Raw genomic sequence first — 16,985 nt, forward strand, 5'->3', positions numbered from 1 at the left:
TGCGCGCGTGGAGAAAGACCGCGCCCCCCGACAGGGGGGCTCCTTGCGGATCCTGATGACGGATAACAAAGAGGAGACAACGTGATGGTGCACAGACAAACCCGACGCATCCGGCGACTGCCCCGCGCAGTCATTCCCGCCGCCGTCTTCATGGCCTGCCTGCCGCTCGGCGCGCAGGCATTCCAGTTCGATACGCCCCCCGACTGGCAAGTCAACTGGGACAACACCTTGACCTACAACCTCGGCCTGCGGGCCCGGGGGATCGATCCGCTGATCGGAAACAATCCGACCTTCCACAACTCCGATTACAAGTTCCCCCACGCGGGCGACGTGGTCACCAACCGGGCATCCGTGTTGACGGAGTTCAATGCCATCTATGACGGACGCATGGGCATACGACTGTCGGCCTCGCTGTGGAAGGACGCCGCCTACGGCAGCGGCGTGCGCAGCAATCCGGGAACCTACGCCAATGCGGGCGGCGGCATGCCGGCGATTCCGTACAGCGCGATCACGGGCTACCCCGGAGGCAGGTACTCCGGATACACCGACCGCTTCTACGTCGAAGGTGCGCAGCTGCTCGATGCCTTTGCCTTCAAGAACTTCGAGGTCGGCGGCAAGCCTGTCTACCTGAAGATCGGTCAGTTCACCGAGTACTGGGGCAATGCCATCTTCTTCCCCTTTCACTCGATCTCCTACGGGCAGGGCGCGATCGACGCCATCAAGCTGTCGGCGTCGCCGGGCACCGACGTCAAGGAGCTGTTCCTGCCGCGTCCGCAGATCAGTCTCATGACGCAGCTGACCCCGGAGGTGGCGCTCTCGGGCCAGTACTTCCTGGGCTTCGACCGCAACCGCCTCCCCGCGGGCGGCACCTTCCTGGGCCCGGTGGACTTTCTCTACCAGGGGCCGTCCAACCTGTTCGCAGGTGCCGCGCCCAGTGCCGCGCTGGGCCTGCCCGCTGGCGGCTTCGTGCCGCTCAATGTCCCGGCCAGCGCCGCCAACGTTCCCCCCAGCAGAAACAAGAACTTTGGCGTCAAGCTGGGATGGACGCCCAGCTTCCTGAACGGCGGCATGGGCTTTTACTATCGCCGCTTCGATGAAACCCAGCCATGGGCGCCGCTGTTCAGCTTCGGGCCCGGCGGGGTCCCCACCGGCTATCACATGTCCTACAACCGCGGAGTCCAACTCCTCGGCGTCAGCCTCGACACCACGATGGGAGCCGTCAGTACCGGCTTCGAGGCCGCATACCGGCGCAACACGGCACTCTCGAGCGCACCCAATCCCGCGGTGGCCAACGAGCCGGACGGCGCGCGGGGCAATGTCCTGACCCTCACCGCCAATGCCCTCGTGCCCTTGTCGCGCTCGCCCTTGTGGCAGACCGGCTCATTGACCGCGGAACTGGCCTACAGCCGCTTGCTGTCTGTCACCTCCAATCCGGCGCTCTACAACGGCATGGGCTATGGCGGCTGCAACGGCGGCAAGTGGGACGGCTGCTCGACCAGGAACCACCTGGCCGTCGCCGTGCGCTTCGAGCCGCAATGGCTGCAGGTGTTCCCCGGCGTGGACCTGAGCATGCCCATCTCCGACGTCTATGGCATCTATGGCAACCCGGCGCAGCTCTCCACAGGGCAGCAGGGCAGCCACAACTACTCGATTGGCGTGAAGGCCACGATACGCCAGAAGGCCACGGCCACGCTCGCCTTCAACGGCTCATATTCCCATACCAGCAAGATTGCCCATACCCCCAGCGGCCTGCCGTACTACGCCAGCGGCAACAGCGCCTTTGGCCTGAACGACCGCAATTGGATATCGCTCACGCTGCAGACCTCGTTCTGAGCGGCTCAACGAAGGAGATTCCTGTGAAATCACGATTCAAACCGGTTCTCGCTGTGGCCCTGGCCCTGCAACTGTGCACCGCCTTTGCGGCGGTGACGCCAGACGAGGCCAAGCAACTGGGCGGCCCGTTGACCGCCTTCGGTGCTATCAAGGCGGCAAGCGCCGATGGCAAGATCCCGGAATACACGGGCGGACTCTCCAAGCCGCCGGCCGGCTTTGACCCCAAGAGCGGCGAATGGCCGGATCCGTTCAAGAACGAGAAACCACTCCTGTCGATCACGCCGGCGAACATGGCGCAGCATGCGGACAAGCTGACGAATGGCGTGCAAGCGCTTTTGAAGCAGTATCCGAGCTTCCGCATTGATGTATATCCGACCCACCGGACGATGCAGTACCCGGACTGGGTGCTGAAGAACACATTCAAGAACGCCACCACGGCCAAGCTGGCGGGGAAAGTGCAAGGCGATGGCGTCGAAGGCGCCTACGGCGGCGTTCCCTTCCCCATCCCCAAGAACGGGCACGAGGTGATGTGGAACAACTCGCTCAGCTTCCAGCGCACCGAAATTGCCGTCAAGAACCCGGGCCAGTACCTGGTGGACACGTCGGGGGGCCGATCCGAGCTGCCCATCGTTCCCTACTATTCCTACAGCCCCTACTACGACCCGGATCTGGCCGGCGAGAAATCGCAGGGAGCCGCCCACACCAAGATCTGGTCGGAAGTGACTGCACCGCCCACCATGGCCGGCACGGCCTTCGTGATCAACTATCCGTACAACTACTCGGAAAGCGATCAACAGGTCTGGGTCTATACGCCCGGACAGCGGCGCGTGCGCATGGCGCCCGAATACCGCTATGACACGCCCTACGCGCAAAACGGCGGCGTGCTCTTCTGGGACGAACTGGCGCTGTTCCGCGGCCGCATGGACCGCTTCGATTTCAAGCTGGTCGGGAAGAAGGAGCTCTACATTCCCTACAACAGCTACCGCACGCCGAGCGCGCCGGTCGATACCGCTTTCGGCCCCAAGCACATCAACCCGGACACGATTCGTTTTGAGCAGCATCGCGTCTGGGTGGTCGAAGCCACGCTGAAGCCGGGATCGCGCCACGCCTACTCGAAGCGGATGTTCTACATCGACGAGGACAGCTGGGCGCTGATCGAGGCGGACGGCTACGACCAGGATGGCAAGCTGTGGCGCGTCGGCCTGGCCAGCACGTTCAACTTCTATGACGGCGGAGGCGGCCACTTCTCGGCGGCCGTCAGCTTCTACGACCTGCAAAAGGGCAACTACTTCGCCTATATGAACCCGACCTCCACCGGGGCGCCGAAAGTATTTGTCTACGACAAGCTCGTCAAAGCCAACCTCTTCACGCCGGCAGGATTGGCCGGAACCGGGGTGCGCTAGGCGCGCAGGACGGGATGCCATGGCCAGGCCGCAATGCCTGGCCATGGCGCCACAGCGCATGCAATGCAACGTTCGTAAAGAAAACATGCTCAACCACAAGCCGATGACAAGCCATTTCTACCCGCGATGCCTGCTCGCCCTGGGCGCGGCGGTATTTTGCGCAGGCCTTGGCGCCCAGCCAGCGGGCACGTTTGAGGATCCGCTGGATGTATCCGCCACCATGGTCAGTGCGCCGGCCAGCCGGCCATTGATGGCGATAACAAGCGCCGGGAACCGATTGGTTGCGCTCGGCATGCGCGGGCTGATCGTCATCTCCGACGATGCGGGCCAGAGCTGGCGGCAGGCCTCGGCGCCCGTGCAGAGCGATCTCCTGGCCGTTCACTTTCCCACGCCGAGCAAGGGCTGGGCAGTGGGGCATGACGGTGTCATCCTGCACAGCACGGACGCGGGTCTGACCTGGGCCAAGCAATCCGACGGCCGCATCGCGGCCACCACCATGATGGCGGAGTACCGCACGCGCATCAGCGCCGGCGAGACCGCCATCCAGCCGTATCTCGACCAGCTCGCGCTCAATTTCAAGCAAGGCCCTTCGCTGCCCTACCTCGGCATCTACTTCACGGACGAGCAGCAGGGTTTCGCCGTGGGCTCGTTCGGCACGCTGGTATCGACCCGCGATGCCGGCAAGACCTGGCATGCGGCACTGGACCGGATCGACAACCCGCAGTTTCTCCATCTCAACGCCATCCGGGAGATTGCCGGAACCCTTTACATCGCCGCGGAGAAAGGCACGGTGTTTCGCCAGGACAAGACGACCGGGCAATTCCGCCAGATCCAGACCGGTTATGGCGGCAGCTTCTTCGGGATAGCCGGCAACCGGGAGCAACTGCTCGCCTATGGGCTGCGCGGCAACGTCCACCAGAGCCGCGATCAGGGGCAGACATGGGCGGCCATCCGCACGCCCTTGCAGGGCACGGTGACCGGTGGCGTGTACATGCCGACGCGCCGCGCCGTGGTGCTGTCCACGGTGGCCGGTGAAGTGGCCAGCATCGACACCGATCGCGGAGATGTCAGGCCCTTGGTGCCGCCGCGCCCGGCGGCGCTCACCGGCGTCGAAGGCCTGAAGAATGGGAACATGGTCTACACCAGCTTGTCCGGCGTCATCACGACGCAAGCGCAGTAATCAGCGTCACGTATTGAAAGAGCCTGAGCATGGAACCGAAACGCGCCCCCCCTGAGTCGATGCCGGACATCCCCACCCGAGAAGATTTCGCGGCCGACTCCGGCTCTCGTGTGGAACGCCTGATCTTCAACCACCGGCGCTTGATTGTGGCGATCTGCCTGCTGCTGACGCTGATCCTGGGTCTCGAAGCGACCCGGCTGACCGTCAGCGCAAGCTTCGAAAAAATGATGCCGCAGTCGAGCGCGTTCATCCGCAACTACCTCGACAACGCGAGTGCCTTGCGCGGCCTGGGCAACTCCGTGCGCATCGTGGTCGAGAGCGAACGCGGCGACATCTATGATCCGGCCTACCTGAACACCCTGCGTGAGATCAACGACAAGATCTACACCATCCGCGGGGTCGACCGGTCCTTTGTCAAATCCATCTGGATGCCGGTCGTGCGCTGGATCGAAGTGACGCCGGATGGCTTTCAGGGCGGGCCGGTCATGCCCGAGAGCTACGACGGATCCACCGGCAGCATCAGCCAGCTGCGCGCCAACGTCGCACGGGCCGGCCTGATAGGCTCGCTGGTCGCCAACGACCAGCGCTCCTCCATGATCTTTGTGCCGCTGCTCGAGCACTATGCGGACAGCGGCAAGCCGATCGATGTGCGTGAAGTCCATCGCGAGCTGGACAAGATTCGCGCCGCGTATGCGAGCCAGCAGGTGAAGATTCACGTCATCGGCTTTGCCCAGCTGGTCGGCGATCTCATCGACGGAATTCTGCAGATCGCGCTCTACTTTCTCGCCGCGGCGGTGATTGCAGGACTCGTCATCTTTGCCTATACACGCTGTGCCAGAAGCACGGCGCTGGTCATTTACTGCTCGATCACGGCCGTCGTCTGGCAGTTGGGCATCGTGCGGCTGCTGGGCGCGGATCTCGACCCGTACTCCATCCTTGTCCCGTTCCTGGTGTTCGCCATCGGCGTTTCGCATGGCGCGCAGAAGATGAACGGCATCATGCAGGACATAGGACGCGGCATGCATCGGTATGTGGCGGCGCGTTTCACGTTCCGTCGCCTGTTCCTGGCCGGGCTGACCGCGCTGCTGGCCGACGCCGTCGGCTTCGGCGTCCTCGGCATCATTGACATCCCCGCGATCCGCGGACTGGCGCTGGCGGCGGGCATTGGCGTCGCCGTCCTGATCATCACCAACCTGGTGCTTTTGCCTGTACTGCTGTCCTATACGGGTGTCAGCACATCCGCCGCAGCCCGCAGCCTGCATGCCGGCAGCCAGCAGACATACGCCAGACTGTTCATGCCCTTTTGCCGCCCGCGTGGCGCAGCCATCGCCCTGTTCGTGGCAGCCGCGCTGGCACTGGGCGGGCTGGCGTTGAGCACGCGCCTGCAGATTGGCGACATCAACCCCGGTGCGCCGGAGTTGAGCGCGGACTCGCGCTACAACCGCGACAACGCCTACGTGACGAATCACTACCAACTCTCCACGGACCAATTCGCCGTGATCGTGAAGACGCCGCCAGGCGGCATAGGCACCTACAAGACGCTGCAGGAGATGGACCGTCTGGAGGAAGCCTTGCGGGACCTGCCTGGTGTGCAGACAACGACTTCGGTCGCCAGCCTGGCACGCCGCTATACCGCGGCGGGGTTTGAAGGCGACCCGCGCTGGATGACGATCAGCCGGGATCCGTTCACCGTATCGGACGCGCTGAACAGCGTCTATGTGGCCCATCCGGAATTGCTCAATGGCGACCGCTCCGTGGCGCCCATCGTCGCTTTTCTGACGGATCACAAGGCACAGACCCTGGAGCGGGTCGTCAAGACCGTCGAGGCATTCGCGGCACATCACGATGACCCGGACCGCCGCTTTCTGCTGGCCGCGGGCAGTGCCGGCATCGAGGCGGCCACCAACCTTGCCGTCGAGAAGGCGAACCGCAGCATGTTGCTGCTGGTCTACGCGGCAGTGATCGTTCTGTGCTTCATCACCTTCCGCAGCTGGCGTGCGGTCGTGGTGGCTGTGGTGCCGCTGGTCATCACCTCGATACTCTGTGAAGCGCTGATGGTGATGCTGGGCATAGGCGTGAAGGTGGCGACACTGCCGGTCACCGCACTCGGCGTCGGGATAGGCGTGGACTACGCCTTGTACCTGCTCAGCATTCAATTGTCGCTGCAGCGGCGCGGCTGCTCCCTGGAGGAAGCCTATGCGTCCGCGCTGGCATTTACCGGCAAGGTCATCGCCCTGATCGGTATCACGCTGGCGGCAGCCGTCGTGACCTGGGCCTGGTCGCCGATCAAGTTCCAAGCCGATATGGGAATTCTCCTGGCGTTCATGTTCCTGTGGAACATGCTGGGCGCGCTCATTCTGGTGCCTGCGCTCTCGTGTTTCCTGCTGCAGAACGTGGGCGTTGCAAAGCGCGGGCTGACGCAGGCGCCGAAGGAAGCGGTGAGAGTCGATCGCCCCGGCTATCCGGCATGAACGACACGTTGGCCACGGCACAGGCCTTTTCCGCCGGCGTGGCGCAGTTGCCTTGGCGCAGCGGCCTGTCATGACCGGCGGGTATCGACCCTGGCCTGCCGTGCCGTCAACGGCAAAGCCTCAGCCAGTCCCTCCCTCAGTCGAACTGGATATCCACCATCAGCATACCCACCGCATTGGCCGCCACGATCACCCGCGCGGCATCACCGGCTCTGGCCTTTTGCCACACCCGCTCCGACACACAAGGCGTCATGGGCTCTGGCAGGTAGGTGCTACTGAGCTTGAGCTGGTGGTGGCATCCCTTGCCTCGGCGTACCGGGTGTACCGCATCAATGTGGGCTGGTACCTCGTATGCAGGTGCGCCGATTTCGACGATCACGGCGGACATGACGTAGGTGCTCAACCAACCCATCACAAACGCCACCGCGGCCTGAACCAGGACCGCAATGGCGCGGCGCACGGGCCCCGCGGCCCTCGGCTTGTCATCGCGCCAAAGTGTCCATGCGCAGCCCAGGGACAGGAGCGTCGCGACGACCAGCGCGGCTTGGGATGTCAGCTCACTGGGGTGGAATCTGCTCAGATACGCGCCGCCAAAGACCGCAATGAGCATGGCCAGCGCAAAGGCGAAAGAGAACTGCTTGGCCCGTCTTGAACTCCCTTGGCGAACTGTCGACTCCATTGACTGACCTGGTAATTATTGGCTGGCAGCCCGGCCATGCGGTTGCGCAACGCCGTCCAGCGCCCGGTTCTGGCTGAACCTATCCAAGGATTGATCGATTGAGACCCGTCAATATATCGGCTTCCACCGCTAACTCGACGGTTCAGGGCGCGCCATTGCAGCGGCCCACAGCAAGCATCGCATCCCTAACCGCCCCTGTCTGTCAGACATCTCGCTGCACCTGCGCAGCCTGTAACGCTGTTGTCCATGCAGGACTGCGCCGCATGCCCGGCGATGACGGGATGACGGCCTGGGGGCTACGCCGGGGCAGCGCGAAGGCCCGTCCGTTTGCTGTTAGCCTTCCGGGGTCGGCAAGGCCTTGGCCCTGCCAGTCCCCGCCACCCTGCCCCTTTGAAAGTGAACTCACCATGACCAGCCCGCTGTACACCGCCTCCGTTCCCGTCCTGCTGCAGATGCTGCGCGCCATGTCCGATGTGCTCAAGAAGGCCGAAGCGCACGCGACGGAAAAGAAGATCGATCCCAATGCGCTGCTGCAGGCGCGCCTGTTCCCCGACATGTTCCCGCTGGTGCGTCAGGTGCAGATCGCCGCTGACTTCGCCAAGGGCATCTCCTCCCGCCTGGCCGGTGCCGAAGTGCCTTCCTGGCCCGATACCGAAGTCAGCTTCGCCGACCTGCAAGCCTTGATCGCCAAGGCACTGGCCCATGTCGAATCCTTCAAGCCCGAGCAATTCGACCTCAGCGAAAGCCGCGAAATCGTGCTGCGCCCCGGCACGCCCAAGGAAAAGAAGCTCACGGCCAGCGCCTACCTGCTGCACTACGGTCTGCCGCAGTTCTTCTTCCACGTGACCACCACCTATGCCCTGCTGCGCCACAACGGGGTGGAAGTCGGCAAGCGTGACTACATGGGCGCCTACTGAGCGTTCAGCCCGACGGGCCTGGCGCTACAAGCTCACCGAGATGTCTTGGAGCGCCTTGCCCCACTGCAAGAGCTGGTAGCCACGCTGGCGGTGCATGCAGCGCTACCGCCGGCAGGAAGAATCTGCTCAGCGCATATTTCAGAATCCCGCGTTCAGCCCCAGCACCCAGCCGCTGCGGCCCAGGCTGCGCATCCGGCCACTGCCATTGGCCGCGCTGTAGTAGCTGGCATCGGCCGAGGTGCCCACCCAGGCGACCGAGCCGGTCCACGCCCCCCAGGTCTTGGCCAGTGACAGGCGCCAGTCGGCGTACGAGACTTCGCCGTAGTTGCGCACATGGGTGTAGCCGCCATGCAGACCCAGCATGCCCCAGTCGGCCACGGGGTACTGGTAATTCAAGTCCAGGTACTGGCTGCCGCGGCTGCTGCCCGCAGGCGTGAGCGCCGTCGCGAAAGCGGAGCCTGCCGTGCTGTCACGCAGGCCGAAATACGGTGTCAGCGCGACCGACCATTTGACGTTGAAGCCGCCCTGCGTGGCGCCCACATAGGCCTCGGTCGTATCAAAGTGCTGGCTGCCGCCGCCCGCCGCGGTCAGGCGTGCACCGGGGTAGCGGTAGTGCAGCAAGCCGGCATCCATCTGCCAGCCGGCTGCCACTTCACCGCGCCAGCCGCCATAGATATCGTGCTCCAGGCTCTGCCCTTGCGGATAGCTGTTGGAAGACACGTTGGACAGCCAGGTGCCCAGATAGCCGCCATGGGGCAACGCCAGTTCCACCCCGCCTTGCACGGCCGCGCCGCGCCAGGTTTGCGAGATGCCGCGAAAGCGGTAGTCCGTCACCAGCGCCAGACTGCCGGTGATGGGGGACTTGGCTTCGGCATGCATTGCCGGTTGCGCAAATTCTTCCTGCGCCAGGGCCTGATGGCATGCCAGGCCGGCCAACAAGCCGATGGCGGCAAGGCATGCCGAAGAGCGGGACAGACGGGGCGAAGGGGAGGCAGAGGAATACATGGTGGAAAACGCAGACAAAGTGATCCCTTGCCCTGGCGTAGGAACCCAGGGTGCGGGCATTGAGAAGGAAGGGGGAGAAGTGAAAGCCGGCGTCTGCTTCAGCGCGCCAAGGCGCGCACGCAGCACAGCAATCCGCAAAAGCAGGCGACTGCCAGGCTGACAAAAATCAGGTCTTGCAGTGCCGGCATGGCGGCCAGGGCTTCAATCCAATGGCGGGTCAACATTTCATTTCTCCAGTGGCTGGCCCACGCGTGGGCACTGGGATGAATATAGAAATTCCGCTGTCAATACGGTGTATGGAGTGCAGCACTGCGCATCAAGATGGCATCAAGACGCGCAGGCCGCAGCGCAGCGCGCCCCTACAGGTGAAAATCGCCCGCGGCTTCCGGCTGGTAAAGCACTTTCTCGATCCAAATACGGCAGGTCCGGTCCGGAACCCGCCAGTCGATGGCATCGCCCTCCTTGTAGCCCAGGATTGCGGCGCCGATGTCCGAGCAAACCGACAGCTTCTCGGCGCTGCCGTCCGCGTCCTGCGGGTAGACCAGGGCCACTTCCACGGCCTCGTCGTCCACATGCAGCAAGGCCCTGGAGTTCATCGTGACCACATTGGGCGCCACCTGCTGCGCATCGACGACGATGGCGCGCTCGATCTCGTGCTCCAGCTCGACGATCGCCGGGCCCTGCTCGAGCTCGACCAGGCTGCTGAGCCTGGCCTTGTCGATTTCGGTGATGTAGATACCCGTGGGGTCATCCACAGCGCTTTCGCGCAAGAGCCGGCGATAGCGCTCCGAACTCAAGGAAAATGACTTCAGCGTCGGCGTTTCGCGCTCCAGCAGGAAGCCGCAGCGCAGAAAGGCCTGCAGCGAGCGTGCGTTGTCGGTGTGGATCTTGGCGATGAGCTTCTCGGCCCGCATGTCGAAGAAGGCGAGCTTCATGCCTTCGCGGATGGCACTGGCGCCGAGCTTGCGGCCCCAGTTGTCGCGGTTTCCTATGACCAGGACCATCTCGCAGTCCGCCCCCGTCTTGACGAGGCGGACAAAGCCCACCGGCACGTCATGCCGATCATAGGCCATGAAGAACCGGCCGCCCTGGTTGAACAAATGGGTCAGGATAGGCAGCTGGACCCGGCCGACGACTTGTTCGATGAACCGCGAGACATGGCGCGAATCGCTCAGATAGCGAGTGACGCTCTCGTCTTCCAACCAGTCCATGAGATTCAGCGCATTGGTCCGAGTGATCTCTGGACACAGCGAAATGAAAGGCTTGCTCATCTTCACCACATTTGGTTTCAAGGATGAAAGCCCTTCATGGCGACGGCCATGACGGTTCTTTCGAGAAAGCGGGCATTCTAGGACAAGGCGCGAGCGGGGGCCCTCCATGCGCGGCTAAAACCGTATGCTGCGTGCCACGATAGACCGGCGTCGAGCGCACCCCTCAGGCGCATGGGCTACAGCTCGTGGCTGTAGACGATGAAGCCGCTGTGTTGGGCCACCTTGTCGTAGAGCGCACGCCCCGCTGCATTGGTCGTTTGCGTCTGCCAATAGACACGGCTGGCCCCAGCCTGCTCGGCCTGCTGGTAGACCGCCGCGATGAGGGCCCGGCCCACTCCCCGGCCGCGCTGCGCGGATGCCGTGAAAAGGTCCTGCAAATAGCAGACCGGGCCCAGCCGTGTGGTGCTGCGGTGAAACAGATAGTGCACCAGGCCCACTATCTCGCCGCCGTCTTCCGCCACCATGGCAAACATCGGCTCTATGGGATTGAAGAAGCGCTCCCATGTCGTCCGCGTAATCTCCGGCGCCAAGGCGGTGGCGCCCTCTCGGCCATAAAAGGCGTTGTAGCCCAGCCAAAGGCCATGCCAGGCTTCAAAGTCAGCGGCCTGGAGCTCTCGCACCAGCACACCCGAGGATTGCGCATTTTTGGACATTGAAGATGGATTGAAAAGCGGTGAAGATGATGGGAATTCTGGCAGAGATGCGACTGCATTGGGTGCATCATTTCACCAAGCGCCACGCTCAGGCGAGCCGACGGCTGTCCTTCAGGAGTGGATAGAGATGACAAAAATGGTTTTCTGCCTCGCCGGGCTGCTCGCCCTCACCGGCCTGACGGCTGCGCGGGCGGCTGAATGGAAGATGGATGGGGCCACCGCTGGCAACCGACTGGAATTCATCGCCACTTTCCAGAAGAAGTCGGCGCCCGGCGTCTTCAAGGACTTCGACGTGCGACTCGATTTCGACCCCGACAAGCCGGCCGGTGGGCGTCTGGACGTCAACATTCGCGTGACCAGTGCGGACATGGCCAATACCTCCATCAACAAGGCCATCGCCGGCACGGACTGGTTCGACTTCGCGCGCTACCAGCAGGCGCAATTCCACGCCGACGACATTCGGCGCGTGCCGGGCGATGCCGCCTCCAGCCGCTATCTGGCACGCGGCATCCTGTCCCTCAAAGGCGTGCAGCGGCCGGTGGAGGTGCCGTTTACCTGGACCGCGGCGGGCAGCGCCGCCACGATGGACGGCCAATTCGTCACCCAGCGCGCGGCCTTCGGCATAGGCACGGGCGAATGGGCGGCGACGGATGACATAGGCGCCAATGTGACGGTGAAGTTCCACGTCCAGCTGCGCGGGACCCCATGAAGTACCGCATACCACCAGCCGCGACCCTGGCGGCCCTGATGGCGCTGGCGGCGCTGATGACTGCCTGCACGCCGCCGGGCCTGCAGCCGGTCCAGGCCCCGGCCACCGCGGCGGCTCCGGCCGGCTTTCCCGCGGATAGCTATACGCAGGCCGCGGCCCAGGGCCAGCGCGTGCTGCGGGTCGAGCCCGGGCGTTCGCTACTCACCCTCACCGTTCGCCGCGGCGGGACGCTGGCACAGTTCGGGCACGACCATGTGGTGGCCAGCCAGGCGCTGCAAGGCTATGTGGCGCCCGAACAGGAGCGGGCCGACCCTGGCCGGGCCGATCCTGGCCGGGCCGACCTCTACCTCGCGCTCGACAGCCTCACGGTCGACGATGCCGCGCTGCGCGCCGACGCCGGCCTGGACACCCAGCCCAGCGCCGAGGACATCGCCGGCACCCGCGCCAACATGCTGACCAAGGTGTTGCAGACCCAGGAGTTTCCGTTTGCACTGATCCACGTGCGCGCGCCCGCTGCGCTGGCGGGCGACACGCTCCTGGCGGTGGACATCACGCTGCACGGCGTGACTCGCAGTTTCAGCGTGCCGGCACGGGTGCAAACGCAGCCCGGCGGCTTGCAGGTCAGCGGCATGCTGGCCTTCGATCAATCCAGTTTTGGCATCACGCCTTTTTCCATCCTGGGCGGAGCGATCCAGGTGCAAGACCGGGTCGAGCTGCGCTTCGATGTGCAGGCCCGGGACCTGGCGCCATGAGCGCCTGCGCGGCCCGCTGGGTCGGCCTGGCCCTGCTCTGCGCCGCAAGCGCCGCGTCGGCGCAGGAGCTGCGCATAGAAACCTCGGGAGAAAGCAACGCCATCACGATCAGCGCGTCGGCCGACATGCGGGTGCAACTGGCCACGGCCTGGAGCGTGGTGACCGATTACGACCATCTGGCCGAATTCATTCCCGGCATGCGCAGCTCGCGGGTGGTGCAGCGCAACGGCGACCAACTGCTGGTGGAGCAGACGGGTGTGCTCGGCTTCCTCATCTTTGAGCAGGCCATCACGGTCAAGTTGGCCGTGACCGAATGGCCGCCGCAACGCATAGTCGCGCACGCCGTCGGCGGCAACCTGAAGGAAATGGAAGGCAGCTATACCTTGGAGACGCTGCCAGGCGGCGCCGTCCGGCTGTCCTACAGCGCTCGCCTGCGGCCCGATTTCCCCGTCCCGCCGGTCGTGGGCACGCTGGTGGTGCGCCATCTGGTGGCCCGCCAGTTCAGCGCCATGGTCAACGAGATCGTGCGCCGCGACGCCCTGGCGCGCGCCGTGCCGCCGGGGCAGCCGGATGCAACGCGGTGACAGGGGGAGAAACACAGCGCCGCTCTATTCAATGCGGATGGCCATGCCGATGATGGATGTCCGGATAGTGCGGATGTTTATGCGTCAGCACTTCATGCCGGTGGGCGTGCGTATGTGACTGCGTCGCGTCCCAGGCAAAGGCATGCTCGTGCTGGTGGTGCTCGTCGTGTGCATGCCGGTGGCTGTGTTCCAGCGGCTCATGGGTGTGCTCGTGTTCATGCCGCTCGCGAACGTGCAGCCACACGCCCAGCGCCATCAGTGCGCCAGCCAGCCAGAAAAGTGGGCCCGGCAGTTCGGGCCACAGCACCAAGGAAATGGCTACGCCAAACAGTGGAGCGACGGAAAAGTAAGCCCCCGTCCTGGCGGTGCCCAGCGTCCGCAAAGCCACCACGAACAAGGTCAAGCTCAAGCCATACCCCAAAAACCCCAGCAGCAGGCTGGCGCCCAGAGTTGGCAGCGACGGCCACGCCGCGCCCGCCATCAACGCCAGGGCGGTATTGCTGACACCGGCCAGCAAGCCCTTCAGCCCGGCGACCAGCATGGCATCGTTCGTGGCGACCTTGCGGGTCAGGTTGTTGTCCACCGCCCAGCACAGGCATGCGCCCACGATGAGCAATGCGCCTGGCGAAAAGCTTGCCCCCGGCTCCCAGGACAGCAGCAGGCCGCCGAGGACGATGGCCAGCATGCCCAGCACGATTTGCCGGTCCGCATTTTCCTTGAAGACCCACCAGGCGATGCCCGCGGTCAGCACGCCCTCGACGTTCAGCAGCAGCGATGCCGACGCGCCGCCGGTCTGCGTCAACCCGAGCATCAGCAACGCGGGGCCGAGCACGCCGCCAAACACGATGGCGGCCAGCAGCCAGGGGAGTTCCTTCCTGGGAATGCGCAGGACCGCGGCGGAGTGTTCGCCTGCTTTTTGCCGCAGCCGGCGCAGCCCCAGCAACAGGCACAGGCCTAGCCCGCTGCCCAGGTAAAGCAGCCCGGCCAGCAGCAAAGGACCGACATTGCCCACCAATAGCTTGGCCAGCGGCGTACTGGCGCCAAACAACAGGGCCGCGGCCAGGGCGGGGGTGGCGGAACGAATGGACATGGTGAAAGTAAAGCACAACTGCAAATCCTTGGGCGGGCTTGTCCAGGGCATTGGCAAATCAGCCATTGCATCAATCATCACATAGTGAGATATTTGCTACATGACTTCCTGGCTTCTCCTGACCGCGACCCTTCCGACCCGCCCCAGTGCGCTTCGCGTGAGGGTCTGGCGGGCCCTCAAGGCGACCGGCGCCGGCACGCTGCGCGATGGGGTGTATCTGCTGCCCGCCATGGCGTCCACGGCGCAGTCGCTGTGGGACATTGAACGCCTGATCCGGGAGAGCGGCGCGCAGGCGCACATGCTGGTCGTCGCGGCCCGCGACCCCGCGCAGGAGGCAACATTCCGGGGACTGTTCGACCGGTCTGCGCTCTATGCCGAGCTGCTGCGCTCCATCAAGGAAGTCCGAGCAGGCCTCACCAACGCCAGCGAAGCCGCGCTGCACAAGGCCTTGCGGGGACTGGAGCAACAGTTGCAGGCCGTGCAAGCCCATGATTTCTTCCCGGGCCAGTCGCTTGCAAAAGCCAGTGCCGCACTGGTGGCGTTGCGGCAGACCGTCGAGCGTCACCTGTCGCCCGGCGAGCCCACCCCCCGCTCCGAGACCATAGAACGCCAAGCCATTGCGGATTTCCAGGGCCGAACCTGGGCCACGCGCAAACGCCCCTGGGTCGACCGCCTCGCGACCGCCTGGCTGATTCAACGCTTCATCGACCGATCACCGCAATTCATTTGGCTGAACGACCCGACACAATGCCCCGAGACGGCGCTGGGCTTCGATTTCGACCATGCCCGGTTCACGCACGTGGGCGAGAAAGTGACGTTCGAGGTCGTGGCGCAGACGTTTGGCCTGGACGGCGATGACGGCATCCAGCGCCTGGGCGAGCTGGTGCATTGCATCGACGTGGGGGGCATCCCCATGGATGAAGCCGCTGGCGTCGAGACCATGGTGCGCGGCCTGCAAGCGCAGTACGACAAGGATGACGCTTTGCTGGCTGCTTCCTTGGCCTTTTTTGACGCCCTGTATGCCGCGATGAAAGCACGCCCATGACCACCAACACCGACACCGGGGCGCTAGAACGCCTGAGCTTCGGCGAAGCCTTTGTCTACTGGCTCAAGCTGGGCTTCATCAGCTTTGGCGGGCCGGCCGGGCAGATTGCCATCATGCATGAGGAGCTGGTGGAGCGCCGCCGCTGGATTTCCGAGAGCCGCTTCCTGCATGCCTTGAACTACTGCATGTTGCTGCCAGGCCCCGAAGCCCAGCAACTGGCGACCTACATCGGATGGCTGATGCACCGGACCTGGGGCGGCATCGTCGCAGGCGTACTGTTCGTGCTGCCTTCGCTCTTTATCCTGATCGGCCTGTCCTGGGTCTACATGGCCTATGGCAACGTGCCGGCCATCGCCGGCGTCTTCTACGGCATCAAGCCGGCTGTCACGGCCTTGGTCATGCACGCGGCCTACCGGATCGGCTCCCGGACCTTGAAGAATGCCTGGCTGTGGGCCATCGCGATGGCGGCCTTCATCGCCATCTTCGCGCTGCAGCTGCCGTTCCCCGTGATCGTGCTGGCCGCCGGCATCATCGGCTACCTCGGGGGCCGCTATGCGCCCGACAAGTTCGCCCCGGGCGGCGGACACGGCAAGACCATCCAGTCGCCAGGCCCCGCACTCATAGACGACCATACCCCGACACCCGAACATGCCTTGTTCACCTGGCGGCGTTTCAGCCGGGTCTTGCTGACCTGCCTGGCCCTGTGGTCGATCGGCATGGGGGCCTTGATGGCGCTTTATGGCTGGGATGCGGTCTTGACGCAGATGGCCTGGTTCTTCACCAAGGCCGCGCTGATGACCTTCGGCGGCGCCTATGCCGTCCTGCCCTATGTATTCCAGGGCGCGGTCGAGCATTACCAGTGGCTGAATGCGCCGCAGATGATCGATGGCCTGGCGCTCGGCGAGACCACCCCCGGGCCGCTGATCATGGTGGTGTCCTTCGTCGGCTTTGTCGGCGGCTGGACCAAGGCCATCTTTGGCACGGAATCGCTCTTTCTGTCTGGCGCGGTGGCGGCGACGGTAGTCACGTTCTTCACCTTCTTGCCCTCCTTCTTTTTCATCCTGCTGGGCGGGCCCTTCATCGAGTCCACGCACGGCAATCTCAAGTTCACGGCTCCATTGACGGGCATCACGGCCGCCGTGGTCGGTGTCATCGTGAACCTGGCGGTGTTCTTCGCCTACCACGTGCTCTGGCCGCTGGGCCTGTCCGGTCATTTTGAGTGGCCGTCTGCGCTCATCGGCGCGGCGGCCGCCTTGGCGCTGTTTCGCTTCAAGGCGGGAGTCATTCCCGTCGTATTGGCTGCGGGCCTGGCAGGACTGGCGCTGACGTTTCTGCGCCCCGTTTTCTCCTGAGGCGATGGGCACGGAAAACCCCATCCAGGACCTGCGCCTGG

General features: G+C 64.3%; 16 protein-coding genes. 10 read left to right on the plus strand and 6 right to left on the minus strand.

Features of this window, described 5'->3' with window-relative positions; translation table 11 throughout:
- Positions 1-84: 84 nt before the first annotated feature.
- Genes N0K08_RS09370 through N0K08_RS09385 form a run of 4 tightly spaced genes read left to right on the plus strand, consistent with a single transcriptional unit; the run spans position 85 to position 6,887 of the window.
- Positions 85-1,833 carry a DUF1302 domain-containing protein gene (locus N0K08_RS09370; protein ID WP_261499981.1) on the plus strand — a complete coding sequence of 583 codons (1,749 nt, stop codon included), beginning with the start codon at positions 85-87 and terminating at the stop codon, positions 1,831-1,833.
- A gap of 23 nt (positions 1,834-1,856) precedes the next feature.
- Entirely contained in the window at positions 1,857-3,236 is a 1,380-nt protein-coding gene (locus N0K08_RS09375) for a DUF1329 domain-containing protein (RefSeq protein ID WP_261499982.1), read from the plus strand.
- Between the two features lie 58 nt (positions 3,237-3,294).
- Positions 3,295-4,416 (plus strand): WD40/YVTN/BNR-like repeat-containing protein, encoded by a 1,122-nt coding sequence (locus N0K08_RS09380; protein ID WP_261499983.1) that lies wholly within the window; start codon positions 3,295-3,297, stop codon positions 4,414-4,416.
- A 29-nt stretch (positions 4,417-4,445) separates the two neighbouring features.
- The gene (locus N0K08_RS09385) at positions 4,446-6,887 is read left to right on the plus strand and encodes an efflux RND transporter permease subunit (RefSeq protein WP_408642933.1); all 2,442 of its coding nucleotides are present in this window, start codon (positions 4,446-4,448) and stop codon (positions 6,885-6,887) included.
- A gap of 136 nt (positions 6,888-7,023) precedes the next feature.
- Here the strand turns inward: N0K08_RS09385 and N0K08_RS09390 are convergent, their stop codons facing one another.
- The gene (locus N0K08_RS09390) at positions 7,024-7,566 is read right to left on the minus strand and encodes a hypothetical protein (protein ID WP_261499984.1); all 543 of its coding nucleotides are present in this window, start codon (positions 7,564-7,566) and stop codon (positions 7,024-7,026) included.
- 407 nt (positions 7,567-7,973) lie between these two features.
- Between N0K08_RS09390 and N0K08_RS09395 the strand changes: the two genes are divergently transcribed.
- Complete coding sequence (locus N0K08_RS09395; RefSeq protein ID WP_261499985.1) at positions 7,974-8,483, plus strand: DUF1993 domain-containing protein; 510 nt, start codon at positions 7,974-7,976, stop codon at positions 8,481-8,483.
- Between the two features lie 138 nt (positions 8,484-8,621).
- On the opposite strand, the gene N0K08_RS09400 is transcribed toward N0K08_RS09395, so the two are convergent.
- The 4 genes from N0K08_RS09400 to N0K08_RS09415 form a co-directional block, all read right to left on the minus strand.
- Positions 8,622-9,488: a TorF family putative porin gene (locus N0K08_RS09400; RefSeq protein WP_261499986.1), complete on the minus strand. Its 867-nt coding sequence runs from the start codon at positions 9,486-9,488 to the stop codon at positions 8,622-8,624.
- A gap of 98 nt (positions 9,489-9,586) precedes the next feature.
- Entirely contained in the window at positions 9,587-9,712 is a 126-nt protein-coding gene (locus N0K08_RS09405) for a hypothetical protein (protein ID WP_261499987.1), read from the minus strand.
- A gap of 135 nt (positions 9,713-9,847) precedes the next feature.
- The gene (locus tag N0K08_RS09410; protein ID WP_261499988.1) at positions 9,848-10,759 is read right to left on the minus strand and encodes a bifunctional GNAT family N-acetyltransferase/nucleoside diphosphate kinase regulator; all 912 of its coding nucleotides are present in this window, start codon (positions 10,757-10,759) and stop codon (positions 9,848-9,850) included.
- 176 nt (positions 10,760-10,935) lie between these two features.
- A complete protein-coding gene (locus tag N0K08_RS09415; protein WP_261499989.1) occupies positions 10,936-11,412 on the minus strand; it encodes a GNAT family N-acetyltransferase in 477 nt (158 codons plus the stop codon).
- Positions 11,413-11,548: 136 nt separating this feature from the next.
- Between N0K08_RS09415 and N0K08_RS09420 the strand changes: the two genes are divergently transcribed.
- The 3 genes from N0K08_RS09420 to N0K08_RS09430 are packed head-to-tail and all read left to right on the plus strand — an operon-like array spanning position 11,549 to position 13,457.
- On the plus strand, positions 11,549-12,121 hold the full coding sequence (locus N0K08_RS09420; protein ID WP_261499990.1) for a YceI family protein: 573 nt from the start codon (positions 11,549-11,551) through the stop codon (positions 12,119-12,121).
- The gene (locus tag N0K08_RS09425) at positions 12,118-12,873 is read left to right on the plus strand and encodes a YceI family protein (protein WP_261499991.1); all 756 of its coding nucleotides are present in this window, start codon (positions 12,118-12,120) and stop codon (positions 12,871-12,873) included. Before N0K08_RS09420 ends, N0K08_RS09425 begins: the two co-directional genes overlap by 4 nt.
- A complete protein-coding gene (locus tag N0K08_RS09430) occupies positions 12,870-13,457 on the plus strand; it encodes an SRPBCC family protein (RefSeq protein ID WP_261499992.1) in 588 nt (195 codons plus the stop codon). Before N0K08_RS09425 ends, N0K08_RS09430 begins: the two co-directional genes overlap by 4 nt.
- A gap of 28 nt (positions 13,458-13,485) precedes the next feature.
- Here the strand turns inward: N0K08_RS09430 and N0K08_RS09435 are convergent, their stop codons facing one another.
- Positions 13,486-14,547 carry a DMT family transporter gene (locus N0K08_RS09435; protein ID WP_261499993.1) on the minus strand — a complete coding sequence of 354 codons (1,062 nt, stop codon included), beginning with the start codon at positions 14,545-14,547 and terminating at the stop codon, positions 13,486-13,488.
- A gap of 100 nt (positions 14,548-14,647) precedes the next feature.
- Here N0K08_RS09435 and N0K08_RS09440 point away from each other — a divergent pair, with 100 nt between their 5' ends.
- Entirely contained in the window at positions 14,648-15,592 is a 945-nt protein-coding gene (locus N0K08_RS09440) for a chromate resistance protein (protein ID WP_261499994.1), read from the plus strand.
- Positions 15,589-16,944: a chromate efflux transporter gene (gene chrA / locus N0K08_RS09445; RefSeq protein ID WP_261499995.1), complete on the plus strand. Its 1,356-nt coding sequence runs from the start codon at positions 15,589-15,591 to the stop codon at positions 16,942-16,944. The genes N0K08_RS09440 and chrA overlap by 4 nt, the downstream gene beginning before the upstream one ends.
- Positions 16,945-16,985: the final 41 nt, after the last annotated feature.

This window comes from Acidovorax bellezanensis (assembly GCF_025421555.1).
GTDB lineage: Bacteria > Pseudomonadota > Gammaproteobacteria > Burkholderiales > Burkholderiaceae_C > Comamonas > Comamonas bellezanensis.

Coding starts and splice junctions, on each gene's coding strand:
- N0K08_RS09385 (WP_408642933.1), top strand. CDS start 4,446: ATGGAACCGAAACGCGCCCCCCCTGAGTCGATGCCGGACATCCCCACC.
- N0K08_RS09430 (WP_261499992.1), top strand. CDS start 12,870: ATGAGCGCCTGCGCGGCCCGCTGGGTCGGCCTGGCCCTGCTCTGCGCC.
- N0K08_RS09440 (WP_261499994.1), top strand. CDS start 14,648: ATGACTTCCTGGCTTCTCCTGACCGCGACCCTTCCGACCCGCCCCAGT.
- N0K08_RS09405 (WP_261499987.1), bottom strand. CDS start 9,712: ATGTTGACCCGCCATTGGATTGAAGCCCTGGCCGCCATGCCGGCACTG.
- N0K08_RS09410 (WP_261499988.1), bottom strand. CDS start 10,759: ATGAGCAAGCCTTTCATTTCGCTGTGTCCAGAGATCACTCGGACCAAT.
- N0K08_RS09390 (WP_261499984.1), bottom strand. CDS start 7,566: ATGGAGTCGACAGTTCGCCAAGGGAGTTCAAGACGGGCCAAGCAGTTC.
- N0K08_RS09415 (WP_261499989.1), bottom strand. CDS start 11,412: ATGTCCAAAAATGCGCAATCCTCGGGTGTGCTGGTGCGAGAGCTCCAG.
- N0K08_RS09425 (WP_261499991.1), top strand. CDS start 12,118: ATGAAGTACCGCATACCACCAGCCGCGACCCTGGCGGCCCTGATGGCG.
- chrA (WP_261499995.1), top strand. CDS start 15,589: ATGACCACCAACACCGACACCGGGGCGCTAGAACGCCTGAGCTTCGGC.
- N0K08_RS09400 (WP_261499986.1), bottom strand. CDS start 9,488: ATGTATTCCTCTGCCTCCCCTTCGCCCCGTCTGTCCCGCTCTTCGGCA.
- N0K08_RS09420 (WP_261499990.1), top strand. CDS start 11,549: ATGGTTTTCTGCCTCGCCGGGCTGCTCGCCCTCACCGGCCTGACGGCT.
- N0K08_RS09380 (WP_261499983.1), top strand. CDS start 3,295: ATGCAATGCAACGTTCGTAAAGAAAACATGCTCAACCACAAGCCGATG.
- N0K08_RS09370 (WP_261499981.1), top strand. CDS start 85: ATGGTGCACAGACAAACCCGACGCATCCGGCGACTGCCCCGCGCAGTC.
- N0K08_RS09435 (WP_261499993.1), bottom strand. CDS start 14,547: ATGTCCATTCGTTCCGCCACCCCCGCCCTGGCCGCGGCCCTGTTGTTT.
- N0K08_RS09395 (WP_261499985.1), top strand. CDS start 7,974: ATGACCAGCCCGCTGTACACCGCCTCCGTTCCCGTCCTGCTGCAGATG.